The 15,211-nt window shown below is 64.0% G+C and carries 15 protein-coding genes and 1 tRNA gene; 4 read left to right on the top strand and 12 right to left on the bottom strand.

Annotation, left to right across the window (positions count from 1 at the left end; translation table 11 throughout):
* Positions 1-14: 14 nt before the first annotated feature.
* From QGN32_RS08300 to QGN32_RS08310, 3 genes are read right to left on the bottom strand one after another with little or no spacing between them, the layout of a single operon-like run.
* Positions 15-2,405: an aerobic carbon-monoxide dehydrogenase large subunit gene (locus QGN32_RS08300; protein ID WP_326548102.1), complete on the bottom strand. Its 2,391-nt coding sequence runs from the start codon at positions 2,403-2,405 to the stop codon at positions 15-17.
* Entirely contained in the window at positions 2,402-2,977 is a 576-nt protein-coding gene (locus tag QGN32_RS08305; protein ID WP_326548103.1) for a (2Fe-2S)-binding protein, read from the bottom strand. Before QGN32_RS08305 ends, QGN32_RS08300 begins: the two co-directional genes overlap by 4 nt.
* A gap of 2 nt (positions 2,978-2,979) precedes the next feature.
* Positions 2,980-3,870, bottom strand: coding sequence for an FAD binding domain-containing protein (locus QGN32_RS08310; protein WP_326548104.1), 891 nt, complete (start codon positions 3,868-3,870; stop codon positions 2,980-2,982).
* Positions 3,871-3,979: 109 nt separating this feature from the next.
* On the opposite strand from QGN32_RS08310, the gene QGN32_RS08315 reads away from it, so the two are divergent.
* Positions 3,980-4,933 carry a LysR family transcriptional regulator gene (locus tag QGN32_RS08315; RefSeq protein WP_326548105.1) on the top strand — a complete coding sequence of 318 codons (954 nt, stop codon included), beginning with the start codon at positions 3,980-3,982 and terminating at the stop codon, positions 4,931-4,933.
* A gap of 3 nt (positions 4,934-4,936) precedes the next feature.
* On the opposite strand, the gene QGN32_RS08320 is transcribed toward QGN32_RS08315, so the two are convergent.
* The 4 genes from QGN32_RS08320 to QGN32_RS08335 are packed head-to-tail and all read right to left on the bottom strand — an operon-like array spanning position 4,937 to position 8,289.
* Positions 4,937-5,890, bottom strand: coding sequence for an NAD(P)H-dependent flavin oxidoreductase (locus QGN32_RS08320; protein ID WP_326548106.1), 954 nt, complete (start codon positions 5,888-5,890; stop codon positions 4,937-4,939).
* 23 nt (positions 5,891-5,913) lie between these two features.
* The gene (locus QGN32_RS08325; protein ID WP_326548107.1) at positions 5,914-6,717 is read right to left on the bottom strand and encodes an SDR family oxidoreductase; all 804 of its coding nucleotides are present in this window, start codon (positions 6,715-6,717) and stop codon (positions 5,914-5,916) included.
* A 7-nt stretch (positions 6,718-6,724) separates the two neighbouring features.
* Positions 6,725-7,558, bottom strand: coding sequence for a mycofactocin-coupled SDR family oxidoreductase (locus QGN32_RS08330; RefSeq protein ID WP_326548108.1), 834 nt, complete (start codon positions 7,556-7,558; stop codon positions 6,725-6,727).
* Positions 7,558-8,289 carry a carboxymuconolactone decarboxylase family protein gene (locus QGN32_RS08335; RefSeq protein ID WP_326548109.1) on the bottom strand — a complete coding sequence of 244 codons (732 nt, stop codon included), beginning with the start codon at positions 8,287-8,289 and terminating at the stop codon, positions 7,558-7,560. Before QGN32_RS08335 ends, QGN32_RS08330 begins: the two co-directional genes overlap by 1 nt.
* A 94-nt stretch (positions 8,290-8,383) precedes the next feature.
* On the opposite strand from QGN32_RS08335, the gene QGN32_RS08340 reads away from it, so the two are divergent.
* Positions 8,384-9,061 carry a TetR/AcrR family transcriptional regulator gene (locus QGN32_RS08340; RefSeq protein WP_326548110.1) on the top strand — a complete coding sequence of 226 codons (678 nt, stop codon included), beginning with the start codon at positions 8,384-8,386 and terminating at the stop codon, positions 9,059-9,061.
* 339 nt (positions 9,062-9,400) lie between these two features.
* Here QGN32_RS08340 and QGN32_RS08345 read toward each other — a convergent pair whose 3' ends face one another.
* From QGN32_RS08345 to QGN32_RS08365, 5 genes are all read right to left on the bottom strand, one after another.
* A complete protein-coding gene (locus tag QGN32_RS08345; protein WP_326548111.1) occupies positions 9,401-10,180 on the bottom strand; it encodes a protein kinase domain-containing protein in 780 nt (259 codons plus the stop codon).
* Positions 10,177-11,379, bottom strand: coding sequence for an aKG-HExxH-type peptide beta-hydroxylase (locus QGN32_RS08350; RefSeq protein ID WP_326548112.1), 1,203 nt, complete (start codon positions 11,377-11,379; stop codon positions 10,177-10,179). The genes QGN32_RS08345 and QGN32_RS08350 overlap by 4 nt, the downstream gene beginning before the upstream one ends.
* 82 nt (positions 11,380-11,461) lie before the next feature.
* A complete protein-coding gene (locus QGN32_RS08355) occupies positions 11,462-12,571 on the bottom strand; it encodes a radical SAM protein (protein WP_326548113.1) in 1,110 nt (369 codons plus the stop codon).
* A gap of 47 nt (positions 12,572-12,618) precedes the next feature.
* Positions 12,619-12,852, bottom strand: coding sequence for a hypothetical protein (locus tag QGN32_RS08360; RefSeq protein ID WP_326548114.1), 234 nt, complete (start codon positions 12,850-12,852; stop codon positions 12,619-12,621).
* A gap of 695 nt (positions 12,853-13,547) precedes the next feature.
* Positions 13,548-13,633, bottom strand: a tRNA-Tyr gene (locus QGN32_RS08365).
* A 117-nt stretch (positions 13,634-13,750) separates the two neighbouring features.
* Here QGN32_RS08365 and QGN32_RS08370 point away from each other — a divergent pair.
* Together QGN32_RS08370 and QGN32_RS08375 are read left to right on the top strand one after the other, a co-directional pair.
* Positions 13,751-14,242: a YajQ family cyclic di-GMP-binding protein gene (locus QGN32_RS08370; protein ID WP_326548115.1), complete on the top strand. Its 492-nt coding sequence runs from the start codon at positions 13,751-13,753 to the stop codon at positions 14,240-14,242.
* Positions 14,243-14,381: 139 nt separating this feature from the next.
* Positions 14,382-15,185 (top strand): lysophospholipid acyltransferase family protein, encoded by an 804-nt coding sequence (locus tag QGN32_RS08375; RefSeq protein ID WP_326548116.1) that lies wholly within the window; start codon positions 14,382-14,384, stop codon positions 15,183-15,185.
* Positions 15,186-15,211: the final 26 nt, after the last annotated feature.

Below are 15,211 nucleotides of genomic sequence, written 5' to 3' on the forward strand. Positions count from 1 at the left end.
AGTGATCCCCGGCCTCAGATGGGCGGTTGAGCCCGGCCCTGCATCGCCTCCCACACCCGCGAGGGGGTGAGCGGCATGTCAGCGTGCCGAACACCGAACGGCGCCAACGCATCCACCACGGCGTTCACCACCGCGGGTGGCGATCCCACCGTGGCCGACTCGCCGATGCCCTTGGCGCCGATCGGGTGGTGCGGCGACGGCGTCACGGTGTGACCGGTTTCCAGGTTCGGCACCTCGAGTGCGGTGGGGATCAGGTAGTCCATCAACGACCCGCCGAGGCAGTTGCCGTCTTCGTCGAACGCGATGATCTCCATCAGCGCCATCCCGATGCCGTCGGCGATACCGCCGTGAACCTGGCCCTCGATGATCATCGGATTGATGCGGGTGCCGCAGTCGTCGACCGCCAGGAACCGCCGAACCTTGACCACCGCGGTGCCGGGATCGATGTCGACGACGCAGAAGTACGCCCCGTAGGGATATGTCAGATTCTCGGGGTTGTAACAGATCTGGGCGTCCAGACCGCCTTCGATTCCCTCCGGCAGGTCGCCTGCGCCGTGCGCGCGCATCGCGATGTCCTGAATCGTCACCGATGCCGACGGGTCGCCCTTGACGTGGAACGACCCCTTGTCCCACTCGAGGTCTGCCACCGAGGCCTCCAGCATGCCCGACGCGATGATCTTCGCTTTGTCGCGGATCTTCCGCGCGACCAATGCTGCGGCGGCGCCCGACACCGGGGTCGATCGACTGCCGTAGGTGCCCAACCCGAACGGGGTCTGATCCGTGTCGCCGTGCACGACGTCGATGTCGTCGGGCGGAATCCCCAACTCCTCGGCGACGATCTGGGCGAAGGTGGTCTCGTGACCCTGCCCTTGTGACTGAACCGAAAGGCGCACAACGGCTTTGCCGGTCGGGTGGACGCGCAGCTCGCAACCGTCGGCCATCCCTAGGCCGAGGATGTCCATGTTCTTGCGCGGCCCGGCCCCGACGGCCTCGGTGAAGAACGCCATCCCGATGCCCATCAACTCCCCGCGTTCGCGCCGCTCTTTCTGCTCGGCGCGCAATGCCTCATATCCGACCATCTCCATGGCCTTGCGCATCGTGGTCTCGTAGTCGCCGGAGTCGTAGAGCCACCCCGTCTTGCTTTGATAGGGAAACTGCTCCGGCCGCAACAGGTTACGCAGCCGAAGCTCGGCCGGGTCCATCTTCAGGTCATAGGCCAGGCAGTCGACCAGCCGCTCGACGAGGTACACCGCCTCGGTGATGCGGAACGAGCACGCGTACGCGACCCCGCCGGGCGCCTTGTTGGTGTAAACGGCGGTCATGTGAGCGTAGGCGGCCTCGATGTCATAGCTGCCGGTGAAGACCCCGAAGAAGCCGGCGGGGTACTTGACCGGAGCGGCCTGGCCGTTGAAGGCACCGTGATCGGCCAGCACATTGGTCCGGACCGCCAGGATCTTGCCGTCCTTCGTCGCGGCGATCTCGCCGACCATGATGTAGTCGCGGGCGAAGCTGGTGCTGGTCAAATTCTCGCTGCGGTCCTCCATCCACTTGACCGGCTTGCCCAGCAGCAGCGAGCCGACGATCGCGCAGACATAGCCGGGATAGATCGGGACCTTGTTGCCGAAACCGCCGCCGATATCCGGTGAGATCACCCGGATCTTGTGCTCGGGCAGGCCCGCGACCAAGGCGTACAGGGTGCGGTGCGCGTGCGGGGCCTGCGATGTGGTCCACAGCGTCAGTTTGCCCGAGACGGGATCCAAGTCGGCCACCGCGCCGCAGGTCTCCATCGGCGCGGGATGCACACGGGGATAGACGATCTCCTGCTTGACCACCACGTCTGCCTTGGCGAAGGCCGCCTCTGTCGCGGCGGCATCGCCGGCCTCCCAGTCGAAGATGTGGTTGTCGCTCTTGCCCTCGAGGTCGGTACGGATGACCTCGGCCTGCGGGTCCAGAGCGTGCCGGGCGTCGATGACCGGATCGAGCGGTTCGTAGTCGACGTCGATCAGCTCGAGCGCGTCCCGCGCGGAGTACCGGTCCTCGGCGACGACGAATGCCACCTCCTGACCCTGGAAGCGCACCTTGTCGGTGGCCAGCACCGCCTGAACGTCGTTGGACAACGTCGGCATCCACGCCAGTCCCTTTTCGGCGAGAGCGGCACCCGTCACCACCGCCTTGACCTTCGGATGTGCCTGTGCCGCAGTGGTGTCGATGTTGACGATGCGGGCGTGCGCGAACGGCGAACGCAGGATCGCGAGGTGCAGCATGCCGGGCAGCGCCACGTCGTCGACGTAGTTGCCGCGGCCGCGGATGAACCGCGGATCCTCTTTGCGCAGCATCCGCCCATGCCCGCACGGCTTCTGATCGTTGTCGACGGTGTCTTCGGGACGTGAGTCCAAGGTGGTCATGACGTGCTCCCCGCTTCCAGCAGCGGCTCGGCGCCCTCGCCGCCGTGTGTGGTGTCGGACTGCGCCTGTGGCGCGAAATCTGTTTCGCTCGGTCCTGATTCAACAGCCCGGCCATTCGCATGCGCGGCGGCCCATTTGATCGAACGCACGATGGTGGTGTAACCGGTGCAGCGGCAGATCTGTCCGGAAATCGCTTGGCGGATCGTGTCCTCGTCGGGGTCCGGAATCCGGTCCAGCAGTGCGCGGGCGGTGATCATCATCCCGGGTGTGCAAAAGCCGCACTGCAGGCCGTGGCACTGCATGAACCCTTCCTGCACCGGATCGAGCTTGCCGTCGACCTCCAGACCCTCGACCGTGCGGATGTCGTGCCCGCTTGCCATCGCCGCCAGCATCGTGCAGGACTTCACGGGCTCGCCATCGACGGCCACCACGCAGGTGCCGCAGTTGCTGGTGTCACAACCCCAGTGAGTGCCGGTGAGCCGCAGTTGGTCTCGAAGGAAATGCACAAGCAGCATCCGAGGTTCCACCTCGGCGCTGACGGATTCGCCGTTGACGGTCATCTGCACCTGCATGATCAACGTCCTTCGCTGTCGATCGTGGCGCGCGCCCGCTCGACGGCTGCGCGCAGTGTCCGTTTGGTCAGTTCGCCGGCGAGGTGGCGCTTGTAATCCGCACTGCCGCGGATGTCGGTTGGCGGATCGCAGGCTCGAGAGGCCCGGCGTCCCGCTTCGTCGTACAGGTCCTCCGAAATAGTCTCGCCGACCAGCGCTTCGGAAATCGCCCGCAGCGCGCCGGCGTCGGCATTGACGGCTGTCAGGCCGACCCGGGCGGAGGCGAGGGTGCTGCCGTCGAGCGCGACCGCCGAGCCCGCCGCAGTCACCGCCCAGTCGCCGACGCGGCGTTCGACCTTCGCGTACGCACTCGAACTCGAGGGTCGGATCGGGATCCGCACCTCGACGAGCATTTCGTTGTGCGCCAGCGACGTCTCATACGGTCCGGCGAGAAAATCGTCGATCGGCACCTCACGCGTCCCCGACGGTCCACGGGCGACACACACCGCATCCAGCACCGCACACACCGTGGTCAGGTCCTCGGCAGGGTCGGCCTGGCACAACGACCCGCCGACGGTGCCGCGGTTGCGCACGACCGGATCGGCGATCACCAACTCGGCGTCCCTGAAGATCGGGCAGACCGCCGCCAGCTCCTCCGATTCGAGCACTTCACGATGCCGCGTCATCGCCCCGAGCCGGACCACCCCGGGATCGGTGACGACGTAGCCGAGTTCGGCGGCGAGGTCGTTGATGTCAATCAGGTACTCGGGGTTGGCCAGGCGCAGCTTCATCATCGGCAGCAGGCTGTGCCCGCCTGCGACGACGCGGGCGTCCTCGCCGAGTCGGTCCAGCAGGCCGATCGCGTGGTCGACGCTGGTCGCGCGTTCGTACTCGAAGGGTCCGGGAACTTGCATGTGATCGCCCTCACAACGATGGGAAGGAAGGTCCAGTGTGGGACGGTATGACAGGGCCGTCAATAGGCACTTAAGTGATCGCTTAACCCGTTCGACGTAGGCTCGGTCCGTGACGCCGGCTCAGCTTCGGGCCTACTCCACCGTGGTGCGATTGGGCTCCGTCCGAGCGGCCGCCGAGGAACTGGGAATGTCCGACGCGGGCGTCTCGATGCATGTCGCACAGCTACGCAAGGAACTGGACGACCCGCTGTTCAGCCGGACCGCGTCCGGTCTCGCCTTCACGCCGGGCGGTCTCCGCTTGGCCAGCCGGGCCGTCGAAATCCTGGGTCTGCAACAGCAGACGGCGATCGAGGTGACCGAAGCCGCGCACGGTCGCCGGTTGCTGCGGATCGCCGCGTCGAGCGTCTTCGCCGAACACGCGGCACCGGGCCTGATCGAGCTGTTCTCCGCCCGGGCCAGGGACCTGTCCGTGGAATTGAGCGTGCATCCGACGAGCCGGTTCCGCGATCTGATCGTGTCGCGCGCCGTCGATATCACGCTGGGACCCCTCGGCGACGCGTCGGAGCCGATTGACGTGCGCCCGTTCTTGAAGTATCAGATCATCACCGTGACCGCGCCGGACAGCCCGTTGGCCACCGGCACGCCGACACCGGCGCTGCTGCGAGAACAACAGTGGATGCTCGGCCCGTCGGCGGGCAGCGTCGACGGAGAGATCGCCGCGATGCTGCGTGGGTTGGCGATTCCCGAATCGCGGCAACGGATATTTCAGAGCGACGCGGCGGCGTTGGAGGAAGTACAACGCGTCGGCGGCGTGACGCCGACGATCGGGTTCGCCGTGTCGCAGGATCTGGCCGCCGGGCGACTGACCCAGATCAAGGGACCGGGCCTGCAGACCTCGGGCGAATGGCACGCGTCGACGCTTCCGCCGGCGGGCCGCCAGCCCGCGGTTTCGGAGCTGCTCCGCTTCATCACCACGCCGCGTTGCACGCAGGCGATGATCCGCGGCACCGGCGTGGGCGTGACGCGGTTTCGGCCGAAGGTTCACGTCACGCTGTGGAGCTGAGGCTTAGGGGCTGAGCATCTTGACGAGCTCTGCCGCCGGTTGGATATCAGCGATGCGACCGACGTTCGCGCCCGCATAGAGCGGTCGCCAGTCGACGAGCTTCTCGGGTCCGTCATCGGTCGGCGGCTGTGGCACGAGGAAGGGCAGCTGTGGCGGCTGGAGCTTGAGCACACGGTTCTGGGCTGCCACGGGCAGCGCTGTAACGGGGCCTGTCATCGCTTGGTTGGCCCTGCGGATCCAGCTCGGGCCTCGGTCGCCACCGCGTAACCAGCGGCGCGTCGCGACGTTGGGAATCACCCGGTGCGGTGCGTCAGGCCAGCCCAACCCGAACAGTTCGGTGAGCACGGTTTCATCGGCGTCGACGCAGCGCCGCTTGTATTCCGCGTGAGCATGGCTCTCCTCGCTGACCAGAAAGCGAGTGCCGACGACGGCCGCGACTGCGCCGGCATCGAGTGCCTGCCGCACACCCTGCGCGTCGACGATTCCACCGGCGACCAGTACCGGGATCTTCACGGCGGCGCGGATTCTGTCGAGCAACTCGAGACCAGGAGCCGTACCGCGCACATGGCCACCGGCCTCCACCCCCTGGGCGATCACGGCATCCGCACCCGCATGGGCCGCCGCTTGCGCCTCCTCGACCGATCCGCACTGGTGAACCCAAGTGCCGGCGGCCAGTCGGCGAGGGGCGCCCCAGAAGGTGACGATCACGTCCGCCGCGGCGGCCGCCTCGACATCACCGGGTCGAACGAACGGCAGTAGCAGATTGACCGCGATCGGTCGTCCGGTCAGCCGGCGAGCGGCGGCTATCTCGGTGGCGATCACCGCTCTCACACCGGCAATGGTCCCCAGACCACCCGCCTCCGAAACTGCCGCCGCCAGTTCATGTCCCGCGACATAACCCATGCCAGCCTGAACGACGGGCACCGTCAGGCTGCGCACATCAAAGTCCGCGGTCATTGTCACGAAGCTACCGCGCCGCCTCAGCGTTGAGCCAGCTTCTCCGTCTGTTTGGCAATGAAGGAGTTCCAGTCCGTCGCGCGCTCGACGAGGACATCGCGTACCTGATCGTCAGTGAAGAGTATGAACGTGTCGTGGAGGATGGCCTTCGCGACCTGTTCGCCGACTTCGTCCGGAAGGAGGACCCCGAATTGCTCCCCGGGAAGGCCGGTTTGGACCTCTGGTCCGAAGGTGGGTGGCATGGTGGCGAGGATGTTGGTCGCCACCGGGCCGGGACACAAGACAGTGACGCCGATGCCCTGCGGTTGCAGGTAGAGCCGCAGCCCTTCTGAGATCTGGACGATGGCGGCCTTCGTCGCCGCGTAGGGAATCCGGTCGAAGGAATACGTGTAGAGACCAGCGAAGGACGCGGTGTTGACGATATGCCCGTGACCCTGGGAGATGAGGATGGGGAGGAAGACGGCGTTGCTACGCACGACGGACATCAGGTTGATGTTGATGATCCGCTCCCATTCACTGACGGGGAGATGGTCGGGTCGACCGCTGGTCAGCACGCCGACGTTGTTCATCACGATGTCGACCGATCCGTAGCGGTCCAGCGTGAAGTCGCGGAGATCGGTGAATGCCTGCTCGGTTGCGACATCACACACGAAGGCTTCTGCCGGGTGGCCGTGGCGTCTGATTTCCGAAGCAGCCTGATTCGCGTTGTCTGCGTGGATATCGGCGATGACGAGCTGCGCCCCCCGCTCGGCGAGCGAATGTGCCGTCGCTCGCCCGATGCCGCTGCCGCCGCCGGTGATGACGGCCGTCGCGCCCTGTAGGTTCACGGTTGCCTCATCGGACCGTGAAGCCGGCGTCGAGTGGCCATTGGATGCCGGTGATGAACTTGGCCTCCTCCGAGACCAGGAAGGCCACCGCGTTGGCGACGTCCTCCGGTTGGAGGATGGGCAGCGGTAATGCGTTCTCCATGCCCGAGATCGCATTCTGGCCGCCTTCGGCGGCGTGTGCCATCAACGCGTTCATGGCGTCGTTCTGCGTCATCCCGCTGAGTACTCCGGTGGGGTGGATGGTGTTGACCCGGATCCATTCCGGGGCAAGGTAGTTGGCGAGGTTCTGCATCAACGCGACCACGCCTCGTTTGGCCGCCGCGTAGGCGTTGCCGCTGGCATTGAGCGAGGCGGTGCCCTTCAAACCCGCGGTGGAACTTGTGATCACAATGGACCCGCCTCGCTTGCCGTCACGCATCACCGGCAGCGCGGCCCGAATGGTGTGGTAGACGCCGGTGAGATTGGTATCGATGACGTCCTGCCAGTCCTGCATGAAATCTTCGGATTCTCCTGCGAGGCGGACGATTCCGGCGTTGGCGATGATGATGTCGATACGACCGAACTGCTCGACGCCGGCATCCACGGCGGCCAGCATGTCGGAGTAGCGCCGAACATCGCCTTTGCGCGCCACCATGCGGCGGCCTTCCTTCTCGACGAGCCGTTCGGTTTCCTCGAGGTCGGCGATCGAAGCATTCGGATACGTCATCGACGCGATGTTCTCGCAGATGTCGACGCCGATGATGTCGGCCCCATCACGCGCCAGCCGCACAGCGTGCGCACGGCCCTGCCCTCTGGCTGCACCGGTGATGAAGGCGACCTTTCCTTCGAGTGGCTTCGACATCAGTCTCCTTTCGGACCGGCGGCCGAAATGCGCCGCCATGATTCGTCGGCGGCCGTCTGAAGGAGTCGGCCCTTGGAAAACCCGCTGTAGGCGGAGAACTGCAGAATGACCTCGGTCATCTCGGAACGGCTGACATCGCCGGACTCCAGTGCCGCTCCGACGTGGGAGTAGATCGGCCCGATCGCACCGGACACCCCGACGGCGGCGACCGTGATCAACCGGCGCTCTCGACGGTCGAGGTCGGGTCGTTGCCAGAGGTGACCGAAGACGAACGCCAAGATGCCGGCCTGAAAATACGGCGAGTCCCGCGGTGGCGGCGGAAGAAGGTTGACGTCGACGAAGCACTTCTCGCCCTCGTCGAGACGAACGTGGTGATCCGTCGGCCCCAGAGACTCCACCGGGAGATCGGGTCTCGGGGGCACGTCCTGGCCTCGCTCGGCAGCCAACTGCGCCCACTGATTACGGGCCGCGCCTTCGGCTTCAGACGCTCGAGGCCAGCCGCAATACACGGCGAAGTGCAGCACGAACTCCATAAGTTCGTCGTAGCTGATGTCGCCACTGGCGAGCGCGGCGTACATGTGCTGGTTCATGTGGTCGACGGTCTCGAGCGCGCATACGCACGTCAGCGTGACGAACCGGCGGTCGCGCCGGCTCAGGCCCGGCCTTTCCCACACCGGCCCGAACACCGGATCGGCGAGCATCACATCCTGGTAGGGCGGGTCTTTGCTCACAGGTGCACCTCTCTGTGCGAAGTCTCGACACGAAGTCGGACGACTGAACTCTAAGTCGATAGACTTAATTCGTCCAGTGTGGGATTGTCTTGGCATGTCCGCGTCCGTGGAACTGTCGCCGAAGCAACAGTTGGTGCTCACTGCGGAGCGACTGTTTGCGCAACGCGGCCTGGACGGTGTTGCGCTTCGCCAGATCGGCACCGAGGCGGGTATGGCCAACAAGTCGGCAGTGCAGTATCACTTCGGGTCCAAAGAGGGCCTGGTGCAAGCGATTCTGCTGCACCGACTGGAGCACTTGACGCAGCGACGCCGGCTGCTGGCGGCCCGTGCCCCGTCCGGTGACCTACGGGCGATCGTCGAGGCGCATCAGCTCCCGCTCATCGAGATGGCCGAGGATGAGAACTGTTTCTACGTCTCGTTCCTGGAGCAGCTGTTGCGCTACGACTCGTCGGTGAGTCCACTTGCTTCCTTGCGCGACGAGCACCAGCAGTCGCATCGGGAGTACGTCAGAAGGGTCAGCCGCCTCACCAGGCACATTCCGCAACCCATCCGCGACGAGCGGATCCACAAGGTCTCCGCGATGTGTGTGCACGCCTGCGCCGACCGGCACCGATTCCGTGCTTTCGGACTGCCCGTTCCGTCCTATGCGCTGCACGTGAGCTCACTGCTCGACGACTTCGTGGCCTTGCTCATCGCCGCGCCGTCGGATGAGACGCTCGCCGCCCTGAAGGGATCTCGACAGCGCGGCCTGGCGCTTCGCGCATTGCCCTAGTCGGTTTGCGAGCGGCGCTGCTGGCGCGGATGTGATTGTATCTCGGCGGCGGGGTGCCCGAAGGGCGTCGGTTCAGGAAATCAAAGCAGTTGCGAATGACGCTGGTCGCCTCACACCGTACTCCGACGCCGCAGGACGTAGAAAGCATCGTCACGAGTGGCGACGCCGAACTCGCTCGTATGCGAAGTGGGTGGCAGATAGTGGATTCGGTGATGACCAAACTGCAAAGCCCGAGCTGGGACATAGGTACTCCTCGCAAGGCCGAAAGTTTTAAGCGGCCAACTGCGATGTCGTGTGATCGTCACGTCGATATACCCAGCGCGCCAGGGTATTACCGCCTCAGTCACCATCCACCCGTAATGCGGCTACGATCTCGTCTGCCGTGATGAATCCTTCGTGTGGGATGCCGTGCGGTGACATTTCTGATCGCGCAGCGAGGCATCCTTTTAATGCGCGCGCTAACGGCGGTGGCAGTTCGAGGGAGTGAATCAGCGCTAGCTGCGGTGGGATTTCCCGAGCGAGTCCCGGGCTGCGGTAGGTAAAGATGTGGTGGCCGCAGATCATCTCCCAGAGGACGAGTCCGAAGGCTTGCACGTCATACCCGATGTAGCGCTGCCGGTCATCAGCGTCCACCCCATCCAGGCGCTTAGCCAGGCCGAAGTCGACCACGGTGATCTGGTCGCAGGTGAAAACGTGGTCGGGCGAGAGGTCGCGGTGTACGTAGCCCAGTGCATGCAGCCGCTGCAGCCATGCGGCCAAGGCCTGAGCAAGCCGAAGGATGATGTCCAGGTCCAGTCTGTCGTTCCGCGCGAGTTGGTCGAAGCGGGGCGCATATAACCGTTCGCAGGCATGGAACATGGTTCCCGGCTCGGTGGAGAACGCATGCACCACGGGAAAGCCGGGTCTGTTATGAAGCGCCTGTATTACGTCGATTTCGCGCAAGAAGTTCCTGTGCACGTCGGGAGTGTCGGCATGCAGCGCCTTGATGAAAAGCTCGGCGCCCGTGTCGATGTGTGTGCCGAGAAAGCACTCGGTTAACGGCCGCCGGCCGAGCGATCGGACATTCGCCAGCCGCGCCCTCGTGAAGGCACTGCGCAGGGCGTCACCAGGGCGGCTCATCCCTCGAACAGCGCCTCCGACAGAGGTTTCCAGAGAATCATCCCTGCTTCGGTCAATGCACGTGTCTCGGCGAGATAGCCGTCGAGTACGCGGATACGCTCCATGCTTTCGTCGAGCGTGCGGCCGTTGAGTCGGTAGTACTTCGGCTGGTTGCGCACTAGGTTGCGGTGATAGATCGCAGCGTTGGCGAAAGCATGGAATGCGTAGAGCGTCAGGTCGATCGAACGTCCCTTCTGCTTTATCGGGGAGAAGTATTCCTTCTTGTCCGTGCCGTCGTGTAGCGGGGTCAGGCGCTGCAGCGCAAGGAAATGATGATGACTGGCTTCATGTGCCAGCGATTCGGCCAGTTCGACGCCAGGATTGGGGAAGGAGAGGAAGGTCAGCCCCGGGAATTCCTCGATCGATGCGCTGATACGCTGCCCGTCCGAGGCGTCGAGCGGCACGATGTTGCGCATGCCATTGACGATCCAGGGTACGAAGCTCGGTGCGTACTGGGTCAGTAACTCGCCCGCTTCCTCGAGGACGGGAGAAATCTGCGCTGTCGCGTCGGGAAGGGTCGGGCGATTGCTGGGATGTGGGTAGCCGCGGCCATCGGCAGGCGTCCATACCGGGATCGGGTGTCCACACATCCGCACTATGCCCACGCTTGGCGTGACATCGCTGTGCCACAGGCAGTCTCGGTCCTGTTGCGCCTCTACGATGGCGATGGCCGCGCCTTGGAAATACAGATGTATCTCCGCTCGGCTCTGGCTGCGGTGGAACGTGACGCGATCGGCTTCCGGGAGTCGCAGCGTGCCCCAGAACAATCTCTGGGGCGATTGCAGCCGAATGTCTGCCTCGGTCAGCACGCCTTCTGCGCCAAGACGCAACAACATCGGCGCAAGGACATTCCATGCGGCTTCACCGTGGAGAGGGCCGGACAGCAGCCGTTCGATTTGTGCGAGGTCCGGGTTCCAAGCGGCCGACCAGGGCAAGGCTTTGCCCGTAATGTGTTGAGCTTGAGTGGGAAAGGATGGAGAGCGGTCCGTCATCGCGGCGCCGCATCGCTCGAACGCAAGCTCGAATAGTGCGCTGGCGTATTCGCCCATCAGGGCATGCGGCAAGGTGGCATCGGCATGTAACTCCGGCGACGCGAAATAACGCGCGGCCTCGGCGTTGACGATGGGGTGATCCTGGACAGGCCCGGCCGTCGCGGTCATAGCGCGACTTCTCCCCTCGCTTCGACGGGATGTGAAAGGGACGCATCAACATTGACGATGGAACGCATATGTTGGAACAGTTTCAGGATATCGGCGCACCAAACGGATGGGTTGTCGAAGAGGCGTTGGCGGCTGTATCGGTGGGGCATGTAGCCGCCCCCGCATGTGCGCAATTCCGGGCAGGCGCGGCAGGCGGCAGCCGGAGGAATGGTCCCTTCGAACAACGCGCGGGCAGCGGACTGGCCTGATGAAGGTCATCGAAGCCGTGGCTCGTGATATTCAGGCCGGTGTGGTTCAGCGCCCCCTCACAAACGCGCAGAACGTCGTTGGCCTCTATGCTGCCGTCGGTTTCAATAATGGCGTAGGGCATGGGACCGCCACCGAAGGCGTCCGTAGTGCCTGTATCCCCCATGATCAGGCGGAATATATCGGAGAAAGAGCGTACTGATACATCTGGATTGTCCTCGGCCAGCCAAGCATCGAGCGCGGGCAGCAGGTAATCCGCCACCGGGGTGGGGCCGTAGGTGCCATATCGTGCCCGCCAGTCGTCATGCGTTACGTCGGGCAGGAGGAAGTCAAAGTCGGTGACGCCGATGGAGCGCAGGTAATGATATGTATCCGCACCGTTCGCGCCCGGGTGGACTACCGACAGCACCGCCACGTGCACACCCGCATCCATCAGATGACTGATACCCGCCAACGTCCGGTCGGTGGAGCCGCGGCCCATGTGATCGACACGGGCGACATCGTTGATCTCGAGCGGGCCGTCAAGACTGACGCTGACCGAGATGCGCAGCTCCTTCAGCAGCGTCGCCCACTCGGCATCGATGAGCGTCGCATTGGTTTGGACGCTCAGCGACCCCAGCGCGGAGCCTACCTCGCCCCGCAGCCGCTCCACCAGCGCTCGGAAACGCTCATGCCCCAGCAGAAGGGGCTCACCGCCGTGCAGGCAGACGCCGATGCGGTGGCCGGGCCGCTTCGCACAGTACTCCTTAATCCGCGCGATCAGCACGCCGGTCAGCTCCTCGGACAGCAGCCCCGGCCGGTTGCGGAAGCCAACATCCTTACCGTGGTAGACGTAGCAATAGCTGCAGTTAAGGTTGCAGGCGCTCACGACCTTGAGTACAAGCTGACCGACGGCGATTGCGTCAGGGGACAATGCTGCGCTGCGCCCAGCGGCGGCGGTCGGCATTACGCCGGATCGGACGCGGTCTCGACTATCTATTGAGCCATCTTCCATTACTTCGAAAAGAGCTTGTAGTAGCTAATCTTGTAGTAGCTAATCTTGTAGTAGCTCATGGGAGACAGGTCTTCGATGTCGGCGACGCTGGATGCGGCAAGGAGCGCCTGTTTGGCGGCGATGTCAGACCGTAGCTTGGCCAGAATCATGGAGCGGTACTGCCCAGGCTTAAGGGTGACGGACTCTTCGTCGTCTTTCGGCGCGGCCTTTATCTTGTCGTTCTCTGCAGTCATGTAATCCCCTTTCAACACGACTGTGAGGCGGACTTAGAAGCTGGCCAAGTCATACCAATAGCTGGCGTCCGCCGTAGAGAAATCAACGAATCGTTATTTTCGGCTGGGTCTCGAAATGGACTCCATATGAGACAGGTTCGCGAAAACATCTGGCAGCACACGTTCCAGGTCAAGTCCAGACCGGGTTGTCTCAAAGTTCGTCTCAGGGACGATTTCTCATTTCACTCGTCTACGGGGCATGAGTCATGCTGAGCAAGGCTGTGTAACCCAGGGCGCAGTGCAGGACTGGCTGAACCAACAGAACAGTGACGGCCACGGGGACGTGGACAGACCCCGCTTTATCGGTGATCACTTTCAGGGCGATGGCCGAACACTGGATGTCTAGCAGAGCGACGAAAGCGCCCAAGACCGTGGCCGGGTGGAGAGGTGTGACGCCGTGCGGGTACAAAATCTCTGCCACACGTGTGCGTCGCTCGCCATCAAGACGGGCGCAAACGCGAAGGTTGTTCAGAAGCTGATGAGCAAGACGGCGGTGTTGACGCTGGACCGCTACGGGCATTTGTATCCGGATGATCTGGACGCTCTAGCGACCGCATTCGACGTTGCGGCGGAATCTACTGCGGGCAATCTGCGGACCATACGACCGCTCAAGACGGTGGCACATCCACCATCACCGCCTTCACCTACAAATTAAGTGGTGGCAGGTAGTGGATTCGAACCACTGTAGGCGTAAGCCGACGGATTTACAGTCCGCTCCCATTGGCCGCTCGGGCAACCTGCCTGGGTGCTGCACCTCCGGGTGACCCGGTTTGGTGCGATTAGCAGGGTACAACGAGGATGGGCTGAAGACGAAAACGGCACCAGACCATCAGCAGACCAACCAGGAGGAAAGAGTCCAATGGCGGATTCATCGTTCGACGTCGTCAGCAAGGTCGACCGCCAGGAGGTGGACAACGCGCTGAACCAGGCCGCCAAGGAGCTGGCCACCCGGTTCGACTTCCGCGGCACCGACACGTCCATCGAGTGGCAGGGCGAGGAGACGGTCGTCATCACCAGTTCGACCGAGGAACGCGCCAAGGCCGCCGTCGACGTATTCAAGGAAAAGCTCGTCCGCCGCGACATCTCGATGAAGGCGTTCGACGCCGGCGACCCGCAGGCGTCGGGCAAGACCTACAAGGTCAGCGGCCAGATCAAGCAGGGCATCAGCAGCGAGCAGGCCAAGAAGATCACCAAGCTGATCCGCGACGAGGGCCCCAAGGGTGTCAAAGCGCAGATTCAGGGCGAGGAGATCCGCGTCAGCTCGAAGAAGCGCGACGACCTACAGGCGGTGATCGCGCTGCTCAAGGGCGCGGACCTCGACGTGGCGCTGCAGTTCGTCAACTACCGCTGACACCACGCCCGCCGATTTCTGCGTCGGGGTCGTGCTGCGCCGCGGGACAGCAGCCCTGGCGCAGAAATCGGCGCGTGCTCCAACCGATTTCGGCCGTGTGGAATACCGTCGCACCAGGACGACCGGGTGCGAAGGAACGATGAGCAACAAAGATATCGACCGTTCAGAGCTCGCCAAGTGGGATCGGGGTTTCACCGCTTGGGCGACGCGACTGATGGCGCCGGTCATCAACCGGTACTTCCGCGCCGAGGTGCGCGGGCTGGAGAACTTCCCACCCACCGGCGGGGTGTTGGTGGTGTCCAATCACTCAGGCGGGATGCTGACGCCGGACGCACTCGTTCTCGTCCCGGCTTTCTACGACAGGTTCGGGTACGGCCGCCCGATGTACATGCTCGCCCACTACGGCGTGTTCTTCACCCCGCTTCGGGGTTACTTGAGCCGCTTCGGCGTCGTCCATGCCAACCGGGAAAATGCCGCCAAGGCGTTGCAGTCGCAAGCGGTCGTGTTGGTGTATCCAGGCGGAGACTACGACGCTTACCGACCGACCCTGAGCGCGAACGTGATCGACTTCGAAGGCCGCACCGGCTACGCCAGGCTCGCGATCGAAACCGGCGTGCCGATCGTTCCGGTGGTGTCGATCGGAGGTCAGGAGACCCAACTGTTCCTGACCCGAGGCAATCGGCTGGCGAAGAGAATGGGCCTGCACCGGATCCGGCTGGACATCCTGCCGTTGAGCGCTGGTCTGCCCTTCGGAGTGACGACGTTCTTCCCGGCCAATATGCCGTTGCCCGCCAAGATCGTCGATCAGGTGCTCGAGCCGATCGACGTCAGGCAGTTCGGCGAGAACCCGGATGTCCACGAGGTCGACGCACACGTCCGGTCCGTCATGCAGGCGGCGCTGGACCGCCTCGCAAAGGAGCGACGGTTCCCGCTGCTGGGCTGACCTGGTACACGAAATGGCCCTGAACA

This window comes from Mycolicibacterium sp. ND9-15, assembly GCF_035918395.1.
GTDB lineage: Bacteria > Actinomycetota > Actinomycetes > Mycobacteriales > Mycobacteriaceae > Mycobacterium.

Coding starts and splice junctions, on each gene's coding strand:
- QGN32_RS08300 (WP_326548102.1), bottom strand. CDS start 2,405: ATGACCACCTTGGACTCACGTCCCGAAGACACCGTCGACAACGATCAG.
- QGN32_RS08305 (WP_326548103.1), bottom strand. CDS start 2,977: ATGCAGGTGCAGATGACCGTCAACGGCGAATCCGTCAGCGCCGAGGTG.
- QGN32_RS08310 (WP_326548104.1), bottom strand. CDS start 3,870: ATGCAAGTTCCCGGACCCTTCGAGTACGAACGCGCGACCAGCGTCGAC.
- QGN32_RS08320 (WP_326548106.1), bottom strand. CDS start 5,890: ATGACCGCGGACTTTGATGTGCGCAGCCTGACGGTGCCCGTCGTTCAG.
- QGN32_RS08330 (WP_326548108.1), bottom strand. CDS start 7,558: ATGTCGAAGCCACTCGAAGGAAAGGTCGCCTTCATCACCGGTGCAGCC.
- QGN32_RS08340 (WP_326548110.1), top strand. CDS start 8,384: ATGTCCGCGTCCGTGGAACTGTCGCCGAAGCAACAGTTGGTGCTCACT.
- QGN32_RS08345 (WP_326548111.1), bottom strand. CDS start 10,180: ATGAGCCGCCCTGGTGACGCCCTGCGCAGTGCCTTCACGAGGGCGCGG.
- QGN32_RS08350 (WP_326548112.1), bottom strand. CDS start 11,379: ATGACCGCGACGGCCGGGCCTGTCCAGGATCACCCCATCGTCAACGCC.
- QGN32_RS08355 (WP_326548113.1), bottom strand. CDS start 12,571: ATGCCGACCGCCGCCGCTGGGCGCAGCGCAGCATTGTCCCCTGACGCA.
- QGN32_RS08360 (WP_326548114.1), bottom strand. CDS start 12,852: ATGACTGCAGAGAACGACAAGATAAAGGCCGCGCCGAAAGACGACGAA.
- QGN32_RS08370 (WP_326548115.1), top strand. CDS start 13,751: ATGGCGGATTCATCGTTCGACGTCGTCAGCAAGGTCGACCGCCAGGAG.
- QGN32_RS08375 (WP_326548116.1), top strand. CDS start 14,382: ATGAGCAACAAAGATATCGACCGTTCAGAGCTCGCCAAGTGGGATCGG.